Source organism: Pedobacter sp. KBW01, assembly GCF_003852395.1.
GTDB lineage: Bacteria > Bacteroidota > Bacteroidia > Sphingobacteriales > Sphingobacteriaceae > Pedobacter.
On the sequence record NZ_QAJQ01000020.1, the window covers coordinates 137,282 to 153,763 of the forward strand.

11 protein-coding genes are annotated in these 16,482 nt (G+C 41.1%); 7 read left to right on the forward strand and 4 right to left on the reverse strand.

What is annotated here, in order from left to right; translation table 11 throughout:
- Positions 1–56 precede the first annotated feature (56 nt).
- From DBR40_RS19525 to DBR40_RS19540, 4 genes are all read left to right on the forward strand, one after another.
- Entirely contained in the window at positions 57–1,475 is a 1,419-nt protein-coding gene (locus DBR40_RS19525) for a sialate O-acetylesterase (protein ID WP_124561428.1), read from the forward strand.
- 137 nt (positions 1,476–1,612) lie between these two features.
- Entirely contained in the window at positions 1,613–3,916 is a 2,304-nt protein-coding gene (locus DBR40_RS19530) for a DUF5703 domain-containing protein (RefSeq protein ID WP_124561429.1), read from the forward strand.
- A 79-nt stretch (positions 3,917–3,995) separates the two neighbouring features.
- Positions 3,996–4,784 carry an SDR family oxidoreductase gene (locus DBR40_RS19535; protein WP_124561430.1) on the forward strand — a complete coding sequence of 263 codons (789 nt, stop codon included), beginning with the start codon at positions 3,996–3,998 and terminating at the stop codon, positions 4,782–4,784.
- 110 nt (positions 4,785–4,894) lie between these two features.
- On the forward strand, positions 4,895–5,914 hold the full coding sequence (locus tag DBR40_RS19540) for a zinc-binding alcohol dehydrogenase family protein (protein ID WP_124561431.1): 1,020 nt from the start codon (positions 4,895–4,897) through the stop codon (positions 5,912–5,914).
- 214 nt (positions 5,915–6,128) lie between these two features.
- Here the strand turns inward: DBR40_RS19540 and araA are convergent, their stop codons facing one another.
- From araA to DBR40_RS19555, 3 genes are all read right to left on the reverse strand, one after another.
- Positions 6,129–7,622 (reverse strand): L-arabinose isomerase, encoded by a 1,494-nt coding sequence (gene araA, locus DBR40_RS19545; RefSeq protein WP_124561432.1) that lies wholly within the window; start codon positions 7,620–7,622, stop codon positions 6,129–6,131.
- A gap of 127 nt (positions 7,623–7,749) precedes the next feature.
- Positions 7,750–8,451 carry an L-ribulose-5-phosphate 4-epimerase gene (locus DBR40_RS19550; protein WP_124561433.1) on the reverse strand — a complete coding sequence of 234 codons (702 nt, stop codon included), beginning with the start codon at positions 8,449–8,451 and terminating at the stop codon, positions 7,750–7,752.
- The gene (locus DBR40_RS19555; protein WP_124561434.1) at positions 8,448–10,148 is read right to left on the reverse strand and encodes a ribulokinase; all 1,701 of its coding nucleotides are present in this window, start codon (positions 10,146–10,148) and stop codon (positions 8,448–8,450) included. Before DBR40_RS19555 ends, DBR40_RS19550 begins: the two co-directional genes overlap by 4 nt.
- 201 nt (positions 10,149–10,349) lie before the next feature.
- Here DBR40_RS19555 and DBR40_RS19560 point away from each other — a divergent pair, with 201 nt between their 5' ends.
- Together DBR40_RS19560 and DBR40_RS19565 are read left to right on the forward strand one after the other, a co-directional pair.
- The gene (locus tag DBR40_RS19560) at positions 10,350–10,799 is read left to right on the forward strand and encodes a nuclear transport factor 2 family protein (RefSeq protein ID WP_124561435.1); all 450 of its coding nucleotides are present in this window, start codon (positions 10,350–10,352) and stop codon (positions 10,797–10,799) included.
- A gap of 70 nt (positions 10,800–10,869) precedes the next feature.
- Entirely contained in the window at positions 10,870–12,222 is a 1,353-nt protein-coding gene (locus DBR40_RS19565; protein ID WP_124561436.1) for a PhoH family protein, read from the forward strand.
- 164 nt (positions 12,223–12,386) lie between these two features.
- On the opposite strand, the gene DBR40_RS19570 is transcribed toward DBR40_RS19565, so the two are convergent.
- A complete protein-coding gene (locus tag DBR40_RS19570; RefSeq protein ID WP_124561437.1) occupies positions 12,387–13,598 on the reverse strand; it encodes a TCR/Tet family MFS transporter in 1,212 nt (403 codons plus the stop codon).
- A 283-nt stretch (positions 13,599–13,881) separates the two neighbouring features.
- Here DBR40_RS19570 and gyrA point away from each other — a divergent pair, with 283 nt between their 5' ends.
- Positions 13,882–16,467: a DNA gyrase subunit A gene (gyrA, locus tag DBR40_RS19575; protein WP_124561438.1), complete on the forward strand. Its 2,586-nt coding sequence runs from the start codon at positions 13,882–13,884 to the stop codon at positions 16,465–16,467.
- Positions 16,468–16,482 lie beyond the last annotated feature (15 nt).

Consider the following 16,482-nt stretch of genomic DNA (forward strand, 5'->3'; position numbering starts at 1 on the left):
CGTTGCACTTCGCTCGAAATGACGACCACGGTAATCGCTAAAAAAATAACACAACAATGAAATTAAAACTAATACTTTTCTTAAGCCTTTGCAGCAGCATTGCCTTCGCCACGGTAAAGCCTGCATCCATTTTTACCGATCACATGGTGCTACAACAGCAAAGCAATGTAGCCATATGGGGCTGGGCAAAACCCGCAAGCAAAGTTAAAATTGTGACTTCTTGGAACAAATCAAGCTATACCGTAAGTTCAGATCAGGCTGGAAAATGGAAAGTTAAAGTGGCTACCCCTTTAGCCGGCGGACCATACGAAATTGAACTAAATGATGGCGAAAAACTGGTACTGAAAGACATCCTGATTGGCGAAGTTTGGTTTTGTGGTGGCCAGTCTAATATGGAAATGCCCATGAAAGGTTTTAAAAGCCAACCCATAATCGGTTCAAACGAAGTGATTTTAAAGTCTTCTAATCCAAATATTAGGTTGTACACGGTTCCGCGTTCATCTATCACAGAGCGGCAGGATAACAGCAAACCTTCGCAATGGAAACTATCAGAGCCAGAAGCCGTTTCGAATTTCAGTGCTACCGCTTATTATTTCGGTTCGCTGCTGAGCGAAATGTTGCATGTACCCATTGGTTTAATCAACGATAGTTACGGCGGTTCTACTATCGAGGCATGGATGTCGCCAGATGATTTAAAGCCCTTTACAGAAGTTAAAATCCCTGCAAAAGGCGATTCCATTAAAGAAGTAAGCAGAACGCCCACTACTTTATACAACGGCATGCTTTATCCGGTTATTGGTTATGGCATTAAGGGTGCCATCTGGTATCAGGGCGAATCCAATTACGAGCGGCCACAGCGTTACGAAGATTTATTCCAAGCCATGGTTTCGAGTTGGCGACAACACTGGGATAACGGCGAATTTCCTTTTTACTATGCGCAAATTGCACCCTACAACTATCCATTAATAGCCAAACCAGGCACCAACTATAATTCGGCTTATTTAAGAGATGCCCAGCGCAAATCGCTCAGTAAAATCCCACATAGCGGAATGGCGGTTTTAATGGATATTGGCGAAGAAAAATCTATTCACCCCGCCAATAAAAAGCAAGGTGGCGAAAGGCTTGCCTATCTAGCCCTGGCTCAAACTTATGGCATCAAAGGCTTTGGTGCATTTAGTCCTACATATGAATCGGTAAGTATTGAAAAAAATACTGCCACCATTAAATTTCAAAATGTACCCAACGGATTAACTTCTTTTGGTAAAACATTATCTTTATTTGAGATTGCGGGCGCAGACCAGAAATTTTATCCAGCCAAAGCAGCGATAAAAGGCAGCAGTGTAATCGTTTCGGCCGAAGAGGTAAAAATACCTGTAGCGGTACGTTATGCCTTTAAAGATTTTGTAAACGGCGATTTATTTGGGAATGATGGCCTGCCAGTTTCCTCTTTCCGTACCGACAATTGGGAGCAATAACCATGATTTTAACCACAAAGACACAAAAGCAAAGAAATATTTTGAGAATGGACTTAAATGTGCTTATGCATTTGATATGGTCAATATTTTTAAACCATTCCTCAGGTGTTCTTAGATCTCTCAGGTGGTCGAAAATAATGCACCTTGAAACTAAAAAACTTGCCTTGGTGCTCTTAGTGCCTTTCTGTTTCGCTATACCAGCTGCATTTTCACAAGGAAAAGATTTAGCTAACGTAGTTTGGACTAACCAAAGTATCAATTCAGCCGAATCTATGCCGGTTGGCGGTGGCGATATCGGTTTAAATCTCTGGGTAGAAAAAGGCGAAGTTTACCTGTACCTTTCACGCAGTGGGACCTTCGATGAAAACAATACCCTCTTAAAACTTGGCCGAATCAAGCTCCAGTTCAGCCCGAACCCATTTGCTGGACAAACTTTTAAACAAGAACTGGTTTTGAAAGATGGTTATGCCCAAATCTCAGGTGCAAACGGAAAAACAAAAACCGAAATCAAAGTTTGGGTAGATGTTTTTAAACCTGTTATCCATTTAAACATCCAATCGGGCGAAAAAATAACAACAACTGCTAGCTACGAAAACTGGCGTTTTGCAGACCGCATTACTAAGGGTAAAGAAAATAACCAGAACTCGTATAAATGGGCGCCGCAAGGCATTGTAAAAACATTAAAAGATGAAATTGCCTTTAAGCAAAACCGCATACAGTTTTATCACCAAAACAAAGCAGAAACCGTATTCGATGTAGCCGTAAAGCAGCAAGGATTGGAGGATAGAAAAACCGGGCTGTTTAATCCCTTAAAAAACCTGGTTTTTGGCGGTTTAATGCAGGGAGATAATATGGTAGTAGCTGGAAATTACAATGGAACTTATTTGAGCACCCCCTTTAAGGCCTGGAGCCTGAAAAGTAAAAAACCAACTACAGCCGAACACCTCACCATTACACTACATACCAGTAAAACTGCGGCTATTGATATCTGGGAAAAGGAACTAAACAGCCTTAACCAAAGCATCAAAAACGATCAGCAAGCCAGCATCAAATGGTGGAATAATTACTGGAACAAAAGTTTCATTTACATACAGGCTAAAGATGAAGCTGCTAACCAATCGGCTAAAAACTATCAGCTTTTCCGCTACATGTTGGGCTGTAATGCATTCGGTAAATATCCCACTAAATTTAACGGCGGATTATTCACTTTCGATCCGCAGCTTACCGATACAGCTTTAAAATATACTCCTGATTTCAGAAACTGGGGAGGAGGTACCCATACCGCACAAAATCAGCGTTTGGTTTACTGGCCTATGCTTAAAAGTGGCGATTTCGATATGATGACACCGCAGTTCGATTTCTATCTCAATTTACTCAGAAATGCAGAAATCCGAACAGAAGTTGCATGGGGCCATAAAGGAGCAAGTTTTACCGAGCAATTGGAGAATTTCGGACTACCAAATCCTGCCGAATACGGCTGGAAACGTCCAGCTGATTTTGATAAAGGTGTGGAATATAACGCCTGGCTCGAATACGAATGGGATACGGTTCTGGAGTTTTGTATGATGATCCTCGAAACGAATCGCTACGACAACCGGAATATAGATAAGTATCTGTCATTGATTGAAAGCTCGCTAACGTTCTTCAAAGAGCATTATACTTATTTAGCCAAACAACGTGGTGCAAAAGCTCTTGATGGTGACGGGCATTTGGTTTTGTATCCCGGTTCAGGTGCAGAAACCTATAAAATGGCATACAATTCAACTTCTACCATTGCAGCACTGAAAACGGTGCTCCAGCGCCTGGTCGAATTGCCTGGCTTAACCGAAAATAAACGTAACGAATGGACAGCAATGCTCAAAACCATTCCTGATATCAATTTCAGATCTTTTCAGGGGCATACCACCATTGCTCCTGCAAAACTTTGGGAAAGGATTAATAATGTAGAAAGTCCGCAACTATATCCGGTTTATCCATGGGGTATTTATGGTATTGGGAAGCCTGATTTAGATACCGCCATCAATACCTTTAAATACGATACTGATGTACTTAAATTTCGCAGTCATGTAGGATGGAAACAGGATAATATTTTTGCCGCCAGATTAGGTTTAAGCGAAGAAGCAGCCAGATTAACAACGCTAAAATTAAAAGATTCAGAACGAAGGTTTCCTGCCTTTTGGGGACCGGGCTTCGACTGGGCACCCGATCACAATTGGGGTGGCTCCGGAATGATTGGTTTACAGGAAATGCTTTTGCAGGCAGATGGAAAACAGATTTACCTTTTTCCAGCCTGGCCGAAAGCTTGGGACGTACATTTTAAATTGCATGCGCCATACCAAACTACGGTAGAAGGAACTTTAAAAGATGGAAAATTGATCGATTTGAAAGTATTACCCGAATCGAGGAAGAAGGATATTATAAATATGAATAACCACAGATAAAAAGGATGAACACAGATTTCAATATAAAAAAACGTTATCCGTGTTTATCTGTGAAATCTGTGGCAAAAAATGAAAAAATATGGATTTACAGTTAAAAGAAAAAGTTATTATCATTACCGGCGCGGCTAAAGGCATTGGCCGAAGTATTGCCGAAGTATTTGCTAAGGAAGATGCCATTGCCGTAATTGTAGGCAGAAAGGCTGAAGACAACCAGAAAGTGGTTGACGAAATTACTGCGCAAGGCAAAAAAGCCGAACAGTTTGTAGCCGAACTTTCCCGACCTGAAGATTGCGAAAAAGTAGTTGCGCAAATCGTAGCTAAATTTGGCAGGATAGACGGTTTGGTTAACAATGCTGGCGTGAATGATGGAGTAGGCCTTGAAAGTGGTAATTATGAAGGTTTCATGGCATCGCTGCACAAAAATGTAATACATTACTATTTAATGGCGCATCATGCCTTGCCCGAGCTGATTAAAAGCAAAGGAGCAATTGTAAACATTACTTCAAAAACTGCCGAAACCGGTCAGGGAAATACCTCTGCCTACGCAGCAGCCAATGGCGGTAGAAACGCATTAACCCGCGAGTGGGCGGTAGAGCTATTAAAATATGGGATCAGGGTAAATGCGGTGGTAGTAGCCGAATGCTGGACACCAGCCTACGAAACCTGGATCGAAACCCTGACAGATGCACAGGAAAAGCTGAACGAAATTACGGCTAAAATCCCTTTAGAAAACAGAATGACAACCGCCGAAGAAATTGCGAATATGACAGTTTTTCTAATGTCGAACAAATCAAGCCACACTACCGGACAGATTATCCATGTAGATGGCGGATATGTGCACTTAGACAGAGCTTTGGCAAATGCTTAAATATTAATTATTGAATGAAAGAGTTATGAATGATTGAATATTATCAACAATATATTTATTCATTAATTAGCATTCAATCTATCATTCAAAATTCAATCATTAAAATTAAAATGAAAACCCTTACCTGTACAACCCCTGGCACTTTCGAATATTCAGAAACTGAAAAACCTGAACTTCAAAAAGACCAGGCCATTATTAAAATAAAGAGAATTGGCATTTGTGGTACCGACTTACATGCTTTTGAAGGCACGCAACCTTTCTTCAATTATCCACGCATTTTAGGGCACGAGCTTTCGGGCGAGCTGGTTGCCATTGATGGCAGAAGCGATTTTAAAATAGGAGAGGCTGTTACCTTTATTCCTTATTTTAATTGCGGCGAATGTATTGCCTGCCGCATGCACAAACCCAATTGCTGTGTTAAAATGCAGGTTTGCGGTGTGCATGTAGATGGTGGTATGCGCGAATATTTAACTGTGCCATCGCGTACGCTTTTGCATGGCGAAGGCTTGAGTTATGATGAACTTGCTTTGGTAGAACCTCTGGCCATTGGTGCTCATGGGGTGCGCAGGGCTGATGTACAACCCGGCGAATTTGTGCTGGTAATAGGAGCTGGTCCAATCGGCTTGGGTACAATGGAATTTGCCCGTATTGCCAGCGCAGAGGTAATTGCACTCGACATAAATGATGACCGTCTGAAGTTTTGCAAAGAAAAATTAGGTGTTACACACACCATAAATGCCTTATCGCCTGATGTAACGGAGCATCTAAGTAAAATTACCAATGGCGATATGCCTACAGTGGTAATCGATGCAACAGGTAACCAAAAAGCCATAAACAATGCCATAAACTACATGGCCCATGGAGCCAGATTTGTATTGATTGGCCTGCAAAAAGGAGATTTAATTTTTAATCACCCCGAATTCCACAAACGCGAGTCGACCTTAATGAGCAGCAGAAATGCTACCATTGTAGATTTTGAACATGTAATTCAATCTATCAAAACCGGTTTGGTTAACCCCGCAACATATATCACCCATCAGGTTAATTTTGAAGACATTAAAGATAACTTTGAAAGCTGGTTAGATCCGAAAAACGGGGTAATTAAGGCAATTGCAAAGATTGGGGAGTAGATAAATCTGTCATTCTGAACGCAGTGAAGAATCTCTAACCGAATTGTTTAATTGGATGGGATTCTTCACTGCGTTCAGAATGACAAAAACCATCGTCCGCGTTTGCAACGCGGATGTACGAGAACAGCGATTGTATCGCTGCCGAACCATAGGCATAAAAAAAGCCGATAATTTAGATCATTATCGGCTTTAACATTATCGAGCGCTTTGTTGCTTAACCTTTATAAAAAACCTCATTCCAATGTAGTTCATTTCTAAACTGGTTGATTTTGGTATCAGCTCCGATATTTATGTATTCTAATCCTGCGATGTTTGCAAAATCTGATAAGTGTTCGGTAGTTAAATTCTGACTGTAGGCTGTATGGTGTGCACCACCTGCGTAAATCCATGCCGCACAACCCGTTTTCATATCCGGCAGCGGTTTCCAGAGCACACGGGCAACAGGAAGATTAGGCAGGTCATTTTCGGCCTCAACTGCTTTAACCTCATTAACCAGTAAACGGAAACGGTTACCCATATCAATTAACGATGCATTTAAGGCATCGCCGCCACCTACGTTAAACACTAAACGTGCAGGATCGGCTTTACCGCCAATACCCAGCGGATGCACTTCTAAACTTGCTTTTCCCGAAGCTAAGCTGGCATCAACTTCCAGCATGTGCGAACCTAGAACCAATGCATTAGAAGGATCGAAATGATAAGTATAGTCTTCCATAAAAGCATTTCCGCCCGGTAAACCAGCACCCATTACTTTGCAGGCGCGTACCAAAGCCGCTGTTTTCCAGTCACCTTCACCGGCAAAACCATAACCATCGGCCATTAAGCGTTGGGCAGCAATACCTGGTAACTGAATCATACCATGTAAATCTTCAAAAGTATCAGAGAAACCTTTAAAACCGCCATCAACCAGGAATTTCCGTAAGCCAAGTTCAATTTTGGCAGCATCGTAAACCGATTGATGTCTCGCACCACCAGCCTTCAAATCATCGGCCATCTCGTAAGTAGCCTCGTACTCTTTTAGTAAAGCTTGAATAGCATCTTCACCAACTCCATTAATCACGGCCACTAAATCGCCAATGCCATAAGTATTTACCGAGAAACCGAATTTCATTTCTGCTTCAACTTTATCGCCATCCGTTACGGCTACAAAGCGCATATTATCACCAAAACGCACAAATTTAGCACCTTGCCAATCGTTCCAGCCTGCAGCAGCTCTGCACCAGGTATCAATCTGTTTAGCTACTTCTTCATCCTGCCAGTGCCCAACCACAACTTTACGGTCTTTACGCATACGCGAAACCATAAAACCGAATTCGCGGTCGCCATGTGCACTTTGGTTCAGGTTCATAAAATCCATATCAATCGTATTCCACGGAATATCGCGGTTAAACTGAGTATGTAAGTGCAGCAATGGTTTTTGCAATACATTTAAGCCTCTGATCCACATTTTAGCAGGCGAGAAAGTGTGCATCCAGGTAATTACCCCGATACAATTTTCGTCGATATTGGCTTGCTGTAAAGTTTCAAAAATCTCTTCGGTAGTTTTCACAATCGGTTTGTACACCACAGAAACCGAGATATTCCCATTCTTGTTTAACGAATCAGCAACTTGTTGTGCATGCGCTGCCACTTGTTTTAAGGTTTCTTCGCCGTACAAATGTTGTGTTCCGGTAATAAACCAAACCTGTAATTTTTTTAAATCAATCATTACTGTTTATGTTGTTTTTATTTATTCAATTAAACCTCACAGGTTTTATAAAACTGTGAGGTTTCTTATTTTTTGTTCAATTTCGGTTAATGAAACTCCTAACTGCCAGCTCAAAACTGAGAACTAACTACTTCTGTCCGTAATAAGCACCGGCTCCATGCTTGCGTTCATAATGCTTCTCAATGAGCGAGTCTTTTAACTTCGGGGCCTGTGGATTAATTTGCTGCGTTAATAAGGCCATCTGCGCAACTGCTTCTAGCACTGCGCTGTTGTAAACCGCTTTTTCTGCAGTTTTTCCCCAGGTAAAAGGAGCGTGGTTACCCACTAAAATCATTTCTACTTCTTTATGGCTTAAACCTAAACTTTCAAAATGGTTTATAATCTGGAAACCCGTTTCATATTCATAATTGCCTTTAATCATGGCATCATCCATAGGAGGCGCGCAGGGAATATCAACAGTTAAATGGTCGGCATGGGTGGTACCAAAAATCGGGATGGCTTTTTGTGCCTGTGCCCACGCCGTACCATAAGTAGAGTGGGTATGTACTACACCACCAATATTTTCCCAGTGTTTGTACAAAACAGCATGTGTTTGGGTATCAGAAGAGGGACGAAGGTTCCCTTCAACCGTGTTACCATCAAAATCTACAATCACCATTTTTTCCGGTGTTAAATCATCATAAGGCACACCGCTCGGTTTAATGGCAAAAATGCCTTTAGCACGATCGGCAGCGCTTACATTACCAAAGGTAAAAAGTACCAGCCCTAGTTTGGGCAACTGCATATTGGCCTCGTAGGCCTGCTGTTTTATGTCCTGATAGTTGCTCATGATAAATAAGGTTTTACGTCTTTTTTACTGTATTTCTCCAGGTAACGGCCCAGGCCTAAATATTGATCGTAATGCTGGCGGTAAAGCTTTTGCTTTTTCACGTTGGGTTGGTATTCTTTTTCAAAACCAGTTCCCATGGCAGCCATTGCAGCCTCAATGTTTGGATAAATACCTGCCGCAACAGCAGCAAACATGGCTGCACCTAAAGCGCAGGTATGCTCAAAACGGTGAATCCTGATTGGCATTTCTAATACATCGGCCATCATTTGCATAATATAAGCCGATTTTTTAGCCACACCACCAATACCAATAATCCCTTTTACAGGTACACCTTGTTCTATAAAGCGATCTACAATGGCCTTAGCCCCGAAACAAGTTGCTGCAGCCAATGCCCGGAAAAATCTTGGAGCATCGGTACCCAAGCCTAAACCTGTTATAGCGCCTTTAAGTTCCTGGTTGGCATCAGGTGTTCTGCGACCGTTCAACCAATCTACAGCCAGCTCTGCATAATCTTCGTCCTCTAAAGCATCGGCCTGCTTACTCAAATTGGCAATAATCTTGGCTTCAAGCTCTTCCTTTAAAGCCAGCGCCGTAGCTTCATTTATTAATTCAGATTCTGTTAATAAACTATTTAGTGGCCAGCTGATTAAATTTTTAAACCAAGCATATACATCACCAAAAGCCGATTGTCCGGCTTCCAAACCGGCCATCCCCGGAATTACCGAACCATTTACCTGTCCGCAGATACCGTTAATCAGTTTACCATGTAAATCTTCGTTTGGTGCCACTAATATATCGCAGGTACTCGTGCCCATTACTTTACTTAAATAATAGGGTTCAATCTGACCTCCAACAGCTCCCATGTGCGCATCAAAAGCTCCTACACCAATTACCACATCGGTATTTAAGCCTAACTTATCAGCCCATTCGGTACATAAAGTTCCTGCAGCAATATCAGAAGTATCGGTATCGTTAAATAATTTGGCCCTGAAACCAGCCAAAAGCGGATCGAGACTGCTAAAGAAATCTTCTGGCGGTAAACCATTAAATTCTTCTGCCCATAAGGCTTTGTGTCCTGCGGCACAGCGGCTGCGTTTCATGGTGGTTACATCTTTGCCGCCACAGAGTAAAAATGGAACCCAATCACAATGTTCCACCCACGATTGGGCACTTTTCTTAATCGCCGAATCGACCCTTAAGGTGCGCAAAAGCTTAGCCCAAAACCATTCAGAGGAATAAATTCCACCTACATATTTTAAATAATTGGTTTCGAATTTGGTAGCATGCTCGTTAATTTCTGCCGCTTCCTTAACCGCGGTATGATCTTTCCATAATACAAACATGGCGTTAGGATTTTCTTCAAAACCAGGTGTTAAGGCCAAGGGAGTACCACTTGCATCAACCGCCACCGGACTTGAACCCGTAGTATCAACAGAGATTCCCTTTACCAGTCGGGCATTTTCTGCACCACCAGCTTTTTCTATACACTGTTTGATGGTGTATTCCAATCCTTCAATATAATCTAGCGGATGTTGCCTGAATTGATTAATAGCAGGTTTACAATATAAACCTTTTTGCCATCGTGGATAAAGAAAAACAGAGGCCGAAATTTCTTTCCCGTTAGCGGTATCGACTAAAACAGAACGAACAGAATCCGTCCCGTAATCTACGCCTATTACATAGTTTGCTGTGCTCATAACAATAAATAATCGTCTAATTAACGTTTATTTTTTTGAATTAAAAAATTTTATCGTTTTTTTATCTTTCAGGAAAAGGGAAGGGCTTAAAAATTAACATTTTTGCTGCAAATAAATAGTGCATCACAAAGTTTGAAATGAATATATTTATCCTGAACAATAACAAGTTACTGATTTAAAAACAAATACCACATTAACGCCATGAAGTACATCATCATATTAAGCATCTTGCTTTTAGGAACCACAGCATCGTTCGCACAAACGAAACAAGATAGCCTAGACATTAAACGCGCCGCACTTGATTACATTGAATCGCAACACAAGCCCAATCCTAAGCAAATGGAACAGGCATTACACCCACGTTTGGTTAAACGGACTTTTTGGAAAGATAAGGCCACCGGAAAAGATTATGTGCGCGAAACATCAGCAGAGTCGATGGTTCTATTGGCTGAAAGCTATAATAAGAAGAGCGACAAATTCCCTGTAAACCCTAAAAAGGATCTTAAGTTTCTTGATGTTTCAGATAGGACTGCTTCTGTAAAGCTATTAGCCGATGAATGGATTGACTATATGCACCTGGTAAAACTGAATGACTCATGGAAAATTATAAATGTACTTTGGCAATATAATGATAGTGCCCAACACCAATAAAGAATTGAAGCACGCTAAAAAAGAATGGCAAACTTTCGGCTTATTATGGCTAAAACCTTAAATTTACTTTATGGCCAAAAAAGATAAAGCAGATCCCGGTTTAACAAAGAAAATTTTCGTTTTGGATACCTCAGTAATCCTTTATGATCATGATGCGATTAACAATTTCCATGAGCATGATGTGGCCATTCCAATCCAAGTGCTCGAAGAACTCGATAATTTTAAAAGCGGTAACGATACCCGTAATTTCGAAGCCAGAAGCTTTATCCGCTTAATTGATGAAACGGCTAAGCAAAAGCTCATCAGCGACTGGACTCCGCTTAAAAAGCCAAATTCGGGTAAGTTTAAAGTAATTCTGAACGAAAACCCACTTGCTGTAAATGCCGAAGAGGTGTATGGCAAGGGCAAAACCGACCATAAAATTTTAAATGCTGCTTTAAGTTTAAAGGCCGAACATCCAGATAAACGCGTTGTGCTGGTATCGAAAGATATCTGCCTGAGGCTAAAAGCCAAAGCCTTATCGTTAAACGCCGAAGATTACGAAACCGGTAAAATTAAAAATGTAGATGAATTATATGCCGGCAAAACTGAACTGCACAATTTTTCGACAGAAATTATAGAGGCCGTAAAACAGCAACCGTTTACTGATGCTACAGATATCGGGCTCCCCGCCAAAAGTGCCAATCATTTCTACATTCTTAAAAACAAAAGAAAAACAGCCAACGTATTTTATAACAATAGCTTAAAAACCATTTCGGCCGTTTCTACTGATGCGATATTTAAAATCAAACCCAAAAATATAGAACAGGCTTTTGCTATACATGCACTTTTAGATCCCCAAATTAAACTGGTAAGCATACAGGGAAATGCCGGAACAGGTAAAACTTTGCTTGCATTAGCCAGCGCATTAGAACAGCGTAAAAACTTCAGGCAGATTTACGTTACCAGACCCATTGTTTCGTTAAGCAACAAAGATATTGGTTTTCTGCCTGGCGATGCGAAATCGAAAACCGATCCTTTTATGGCACCCATCTGGGATAATCTCAGGTTTATTAAAGAACAGTTTATCGGCGACCATAAAATGTCGGAAAAGATTGATGAACTGATCAATACTGAGAAAATAGCCATTGCACCTTTGGCTTTTATACGCGGAAGAACGCTGACTAAGATTTTCTTTATCATTGACGAAGCCCAGAATTTAACTCCTCATGAGGTAAAAACCATTATTTCGAGGGCAGGCGAGCATACCAAAATTGTATTTACAGGCGATATTTACCAGATAGATACACCTTATCTGGATTCGGAAAGTAATGGATTGTCATATTTAATAGAAAACGCCAAAAACCATCCCTTGTATGCACACATTACTTTGCATAAGGGTGAAAGGAGCGAGTTGGCCAACCTGGCGAATGAGTTGTTGTAACTTTTTATTTCCTCCTGATTGCACGGAGCATACAAATGATACCGTAATTTAATCTGCGTTTATCTTCTTAAATCTGCGGGAAAATAATGATGGAATAAACTTGCTTAAATCTCCCGCTGATTTCGCGGATTACACGGATGCGCTTATTAACTTGCGGGAAATAACTAATGGTATTTATTCAACGATCTGATTGCAATAAACAACCCAACCAAAGTTAAAACAGCACTCAGAATAAACGGTGCTCCTGGAAAATACACCGGCGCATGCCCCTCAATAAAATAAGCAAAAATATGGGTCATTACCCAGGGTGCAAATATCGCAGCCAAGCTCTGCAAACCGGTTAAAACGCCCTGCATTTCGCCTTGCGCATTTGCAGGAATCTGGTTAGAAATTAAACCCTGCATCGCTGGTCCTCCAATTCCGGCCAGTCCATAAGGTAGCATAAAGGCAAACATCATCCAGCCCTTTGTAGCAAAAGCAAAAGCCACAAAACCGATTATATACAACATCAAACCAAAATAAACCGCTTTCTTTTCGCCTATTTTTGGTAAAATAACCCGGATTAAGCCACCTTGCACCACACCAATTACCAAGCCCACAAACCCCAACGAGTAACCCACCCATGAGGCATCCCAGTTAAATTTCTCCATGGTGTAGAAAGTCCAGTTAGATTGTACCGAATGACTGGAGAAATACAATAAAAATAAAGTAGCCATTAACCCCATCAAAGCCGGGTATTTGCCAATGCTTCGTAACGAACCTATTGGGTTGGCTCTTTTCCATTCAAAAGCTCTGCGCTTTTCTACTGGTAACGATTCGGGTAAAATAAAATAACCATATAGCCAGTTAATTAGCGATAAACCCGCGGCTACCATAAAAGGAACGCGCGTACCAAAATGGCTAAAGGCGCCTCCCAATACAGGCCCTAAGATAAAACCTACACCAAAAGCTGCACCTACCAGACCAAAATTCTGCGCCCTTTTTTCGGGTGCAGAAATATCTGCAATATATGCTTGTGCAGTAGTAAAACTGGCACCAGTAATACCAGCTACAATCCGCCCAACGAATAACCAGATCATGGAAGGTGCAAAAGCCAGGAAAATATAATCAATACCCAAACCAAACAAAGAGCTTAATAAAACCGGCCTGCGACCGTAGCGATCACTAAGCGCACCAATAATAGGCGAAGATATAAACTGTACTGAGGCGTAAGCGAGCGTTAGCCAACCACCATATTCTGCTGCCAAACCAAAGCCACCACCTGTAAAATCCTGTATCAGCTTTGGTAAAACCGGAATGATGATCCCAAAACCTGTAAAATCTATCAGGAGGGTAACCATAATAAAACCCATTGCCGATTTTTTTTCGTTTGCCATAGTGTAAAAGGTTGATGCGCAAAAGTATCAGAATTACCCCATAAACTCAATTTTAGTTCTCTACAAACCGCATAAAGTCTATCAGGTTTTAAAAACCTGATAGACTTATCCAAAAACGCTTAAACTAACCTACAGCGAATTAAAAACAGTCAGGAGATTCAAAACCCTAATGAAAGCCTAAAACTTTTCCACAATGCCTTATTTCGGCATAATTTTGTTAAATTCGCAAGGTTATAACAATACCTTTTTTAAACATCGTTTTTAGTAACGAGAATAATAATTTATGGCAGAAGATTTAGAGAATCAGCAGAACGACAAAATCATTCAAATTAATATAGAAGAGCAGATGAAATCGGCCTACATTGATTATTCAATGTCGGTAATCGTATCGAGGGCTTTGCCTGATGTACGCGATGGATTAAAACCAGTACACCGCCGTGTTTTATACGGTATGTTGGGGCTGGGCGTAACCAGCGGTAAGCCTTATAAAAAATCTGCCCGTATTGTGGGTGAGGTTTTAGGTAAGTACCACCCGCATGGTGATGCATCTGTTTATTTCACTATGGTTCGTATGGCTCAGGATTGGAGTTTACGCTATCCAATGGTAGATGGACAGGGAAACTTTGGCCACATTGATGGTGACTCTCCGGCTGCGATGCGTTATACCGAGGCTAGGTTTAGTAAACTGGCTGAAGAAATGGTTGCTGATATTAATAAAGATACAGTAGATTTTCAGTTAAACTTCGATGATACCGAGCAGGAACCAACGGTTCTACCTTCAAAAATCCCGAACCTTTTAGTTAACGGATCGAGTGGTATTGCAGTAGGTATGGCCACCAACATGGCCCCGCATAACTTAACCGAGGCTATTGATGGTGTAATTAACTATATCGACAACCGCGAAATCACTGTAGAAGAATTAATGAAGTTTGTAAAAGCTCCTGATTTTCCTACCGGTGGTATCATTTATGGTTATACCGGCGTAAAAGAAGCTTTTGAAACTGGCCGTGGCCGTATTGTAATGCGCGCCAAAGCCGAAATCGAAAACATAAAAGACCGTGAGGTAATTATTGTTACCGAAATCCCTTATCAGGTAAATAAAGCACAAATGATTGAGCGTACTGCTGAATTGGTTGGCGAGAAAAAACTGGAAGGCATTTCAAACATCAAAGACGAATCGAACAAAGATGGTATCCGTATCGTGTACGAAATTAAACGCGATGCCAATGCTTCAATCGTATTAAATAACTTATATAAGTATACTGCGCTACAAACATCATTCAGTGTAAATAACATTGCATTGGTAAAAGGCCGTCCGCAAATGCTAAATCTTAAAGATTTAATTGTGCATTTCGTAGACCACCGTCATGATGTTGTTGTTCGCCGTACCAAATTTGAATTAGCTGAAGCCGAAAAACGTGCACATATTTTAGAAGGTTATTTAATTGCTTTAGATCATTTAGACGAAGTAATTAAATTAATTCGTGCTTCAGAAACTCCGGAGGAAGCCCGCGTAGGATTGATGGAGAAATTTGGTTTAAGCGATCTTCAGGCACGTGCTATCCTCGATATGACTTTACGTCGTTTAACGGGACTAGAACGTGATAAGATTAAAGAAGAATATGCTGAGCTGATGAAAACCATCGAATACTTGAAATCTGTTTTAGCTGACGAAGGCTTAAGGATGCAAATCATTAAGGATGAGTTGGAAGAAGTAAAACAGAAATTCGGCGATGCCCGTAAAACCACCATTGTTCACTCTGCCGAAGATATGAGCATGGAAGATTTCATCGACGATGAAGAGGTAGTAATTACCATTTCGCACGAAGGTTACGTTAAACGTACGCCAGCAACCGAATTTAAAGCGCAGGGTAGAGGTGGAAAAGGATCAAAAGGCAGTACTTCACGTAACGAAGACTTTATCGAACACATGTTGGTGGCCACAAACCACAACTATATGCTATTCTTTACCGAAGCAGGAAGATGTTTCTGGTTAAGGGTTTACGAAATTCCGGAAGGTTCGCGTACCAGCAAGGGAAGGGCAATCCAGAATATCATCAATATTCCGAAAGAAGAGAAAATCAAGGCCTACATTAAGGTTAAAAACCTGAAAGACCAGGAATATTTAGAGAACAACTTTATTATTATGTGTACCAAAAAAGGTACTATTAAGAAAACTTCTCTTGAAGCTTATTCACGTCCGCGTGTTAACGGTATCAACGCCATTAACATTAACGAAGGCGATGTATTATTAGAAGCTTGTTTAACCAATGGCGACAGCGAAATTGTAATGGCTTTACGTTCAGGAAGGGCTATCCGTTTCAACGAAAAAACTGTTCGTCCGATGGGTAGAACTGCTACTGGTGTACGCGGTGTAAGGCTGGCACACGATCAGGATGAAGTAGTTGGCATGATTGCTGTAAACAATCCTGAGGTTACCGTGTTAGTAGTATCAGAAAAAGGTTACGGAAAACGTACCGATATTGAAGATTACCGTGTAACCAACCGTGGTGGTAAAGGAGTAAAAACCATTAACGTTACTGAAAAAACCGGACAATTAGTTTCGATTAAAGACGTTACTGATAGCGAAGATTTGATGATCATTAATCGTTCTGGTATTGTTATCCGGATTCCGGTATCAGCTTTAAGGGTTATGGGTCGTGCAACGCAAGGCGTACGCTTAATCTCACTAAAAGGCGACGACGAAATTGCATCGGTAACCAAAATCGACCACGAGGAAGATGAAGAAGAAACAGTTGATTTAGAAAGTGTTGTAGTTGATGGCGAAGAATTAGAAGCCGATACTACAGCAGAAGCTGATGATGCTGACGAAGATGATGATTCAGATAACGAAACGGAAGAAAATTAACTAAAAATTAAGATT

Excerpts from the sequence above, each read along its gene's own strand:
- DBR40_RS19570 (WP_124561437.1), bottom strand. The coding sequence starts at position 13,598 with ATGGCAAACGAAAAAAAATCGGCAATGGGTTTTATTATGGTTACCCTC.
- DBR40_RS19540 (WP_124561431.1), top strand. The coding sequence starts at position 4,895 with ATGAAAACCCTTACCTGTACAACCCCTGGCACTTTCGAATATTCAGAA.
- DBR40_RS19555 (WP_124561434.1), bottom strand. The coding sequence starts at position 10,148 with ATGAGCACAGCAAACTATGTAATAGGCGTAGATTACGGGACGGATTCT.
- DBR40_RS19535 (WP_124561430.1), top strand. The coding sequence starts at position 3,996 with ATGGATTTACAGTTAAAAGAAAAAGTTATTATCATTACCGGCGCGGCT.
- DBR40_RS19550 (WP_124561433.1), bottom strand. The coding sequence starts at position 8,451 with ATGAGCAACTATCAGGACATAAAACAGCAGGCCTACGAGGCCAATATG.
- DBR40_RS19565 (WP_124561436.1), top strand. The coding sequence starts at position 10,870 with ATGGCCAAAAAAGATAAAGCAGATCCCGGTTTAACAAAGAAAATTTTC.
- gyrA (WP_124561438.1), top strand. The coding sequence starts at position 13,882 with ATGGCAGAAGATTTAGAGAATCAGCAGAACGACAAAATCATTCAAATT.
- DBR40_RS19560 (WP_124561435.1), top strand. The coding sequence starts at position 10,350 with ATGAAGTACATCATCATATTAAGCATCTTGCTTTTAGGAACCACAGCA.
- DBR40_RS19525 (WP_124561428.1), top strand. The coding sequence starts at position 57 with ATGAAATTAAAACTAATACTTTTCTTAAGCCTTTGCAGCAGCATTGCC.
- araA (WP_124561432.1), bottom strand. The coding sequence starts at position 7,622 with ATGATTGATTTAAAAAAATTACAGGTTTGGTTTATTACCGGAACACAA.
- DBR40_RS19530 (WP_124561429.1), top strand. The coding sequence starts at position 1,613 with ATGCACCTTGAAACTAAAAAACTTGCCTTGGTGCTCTTAGTGCCTTTC.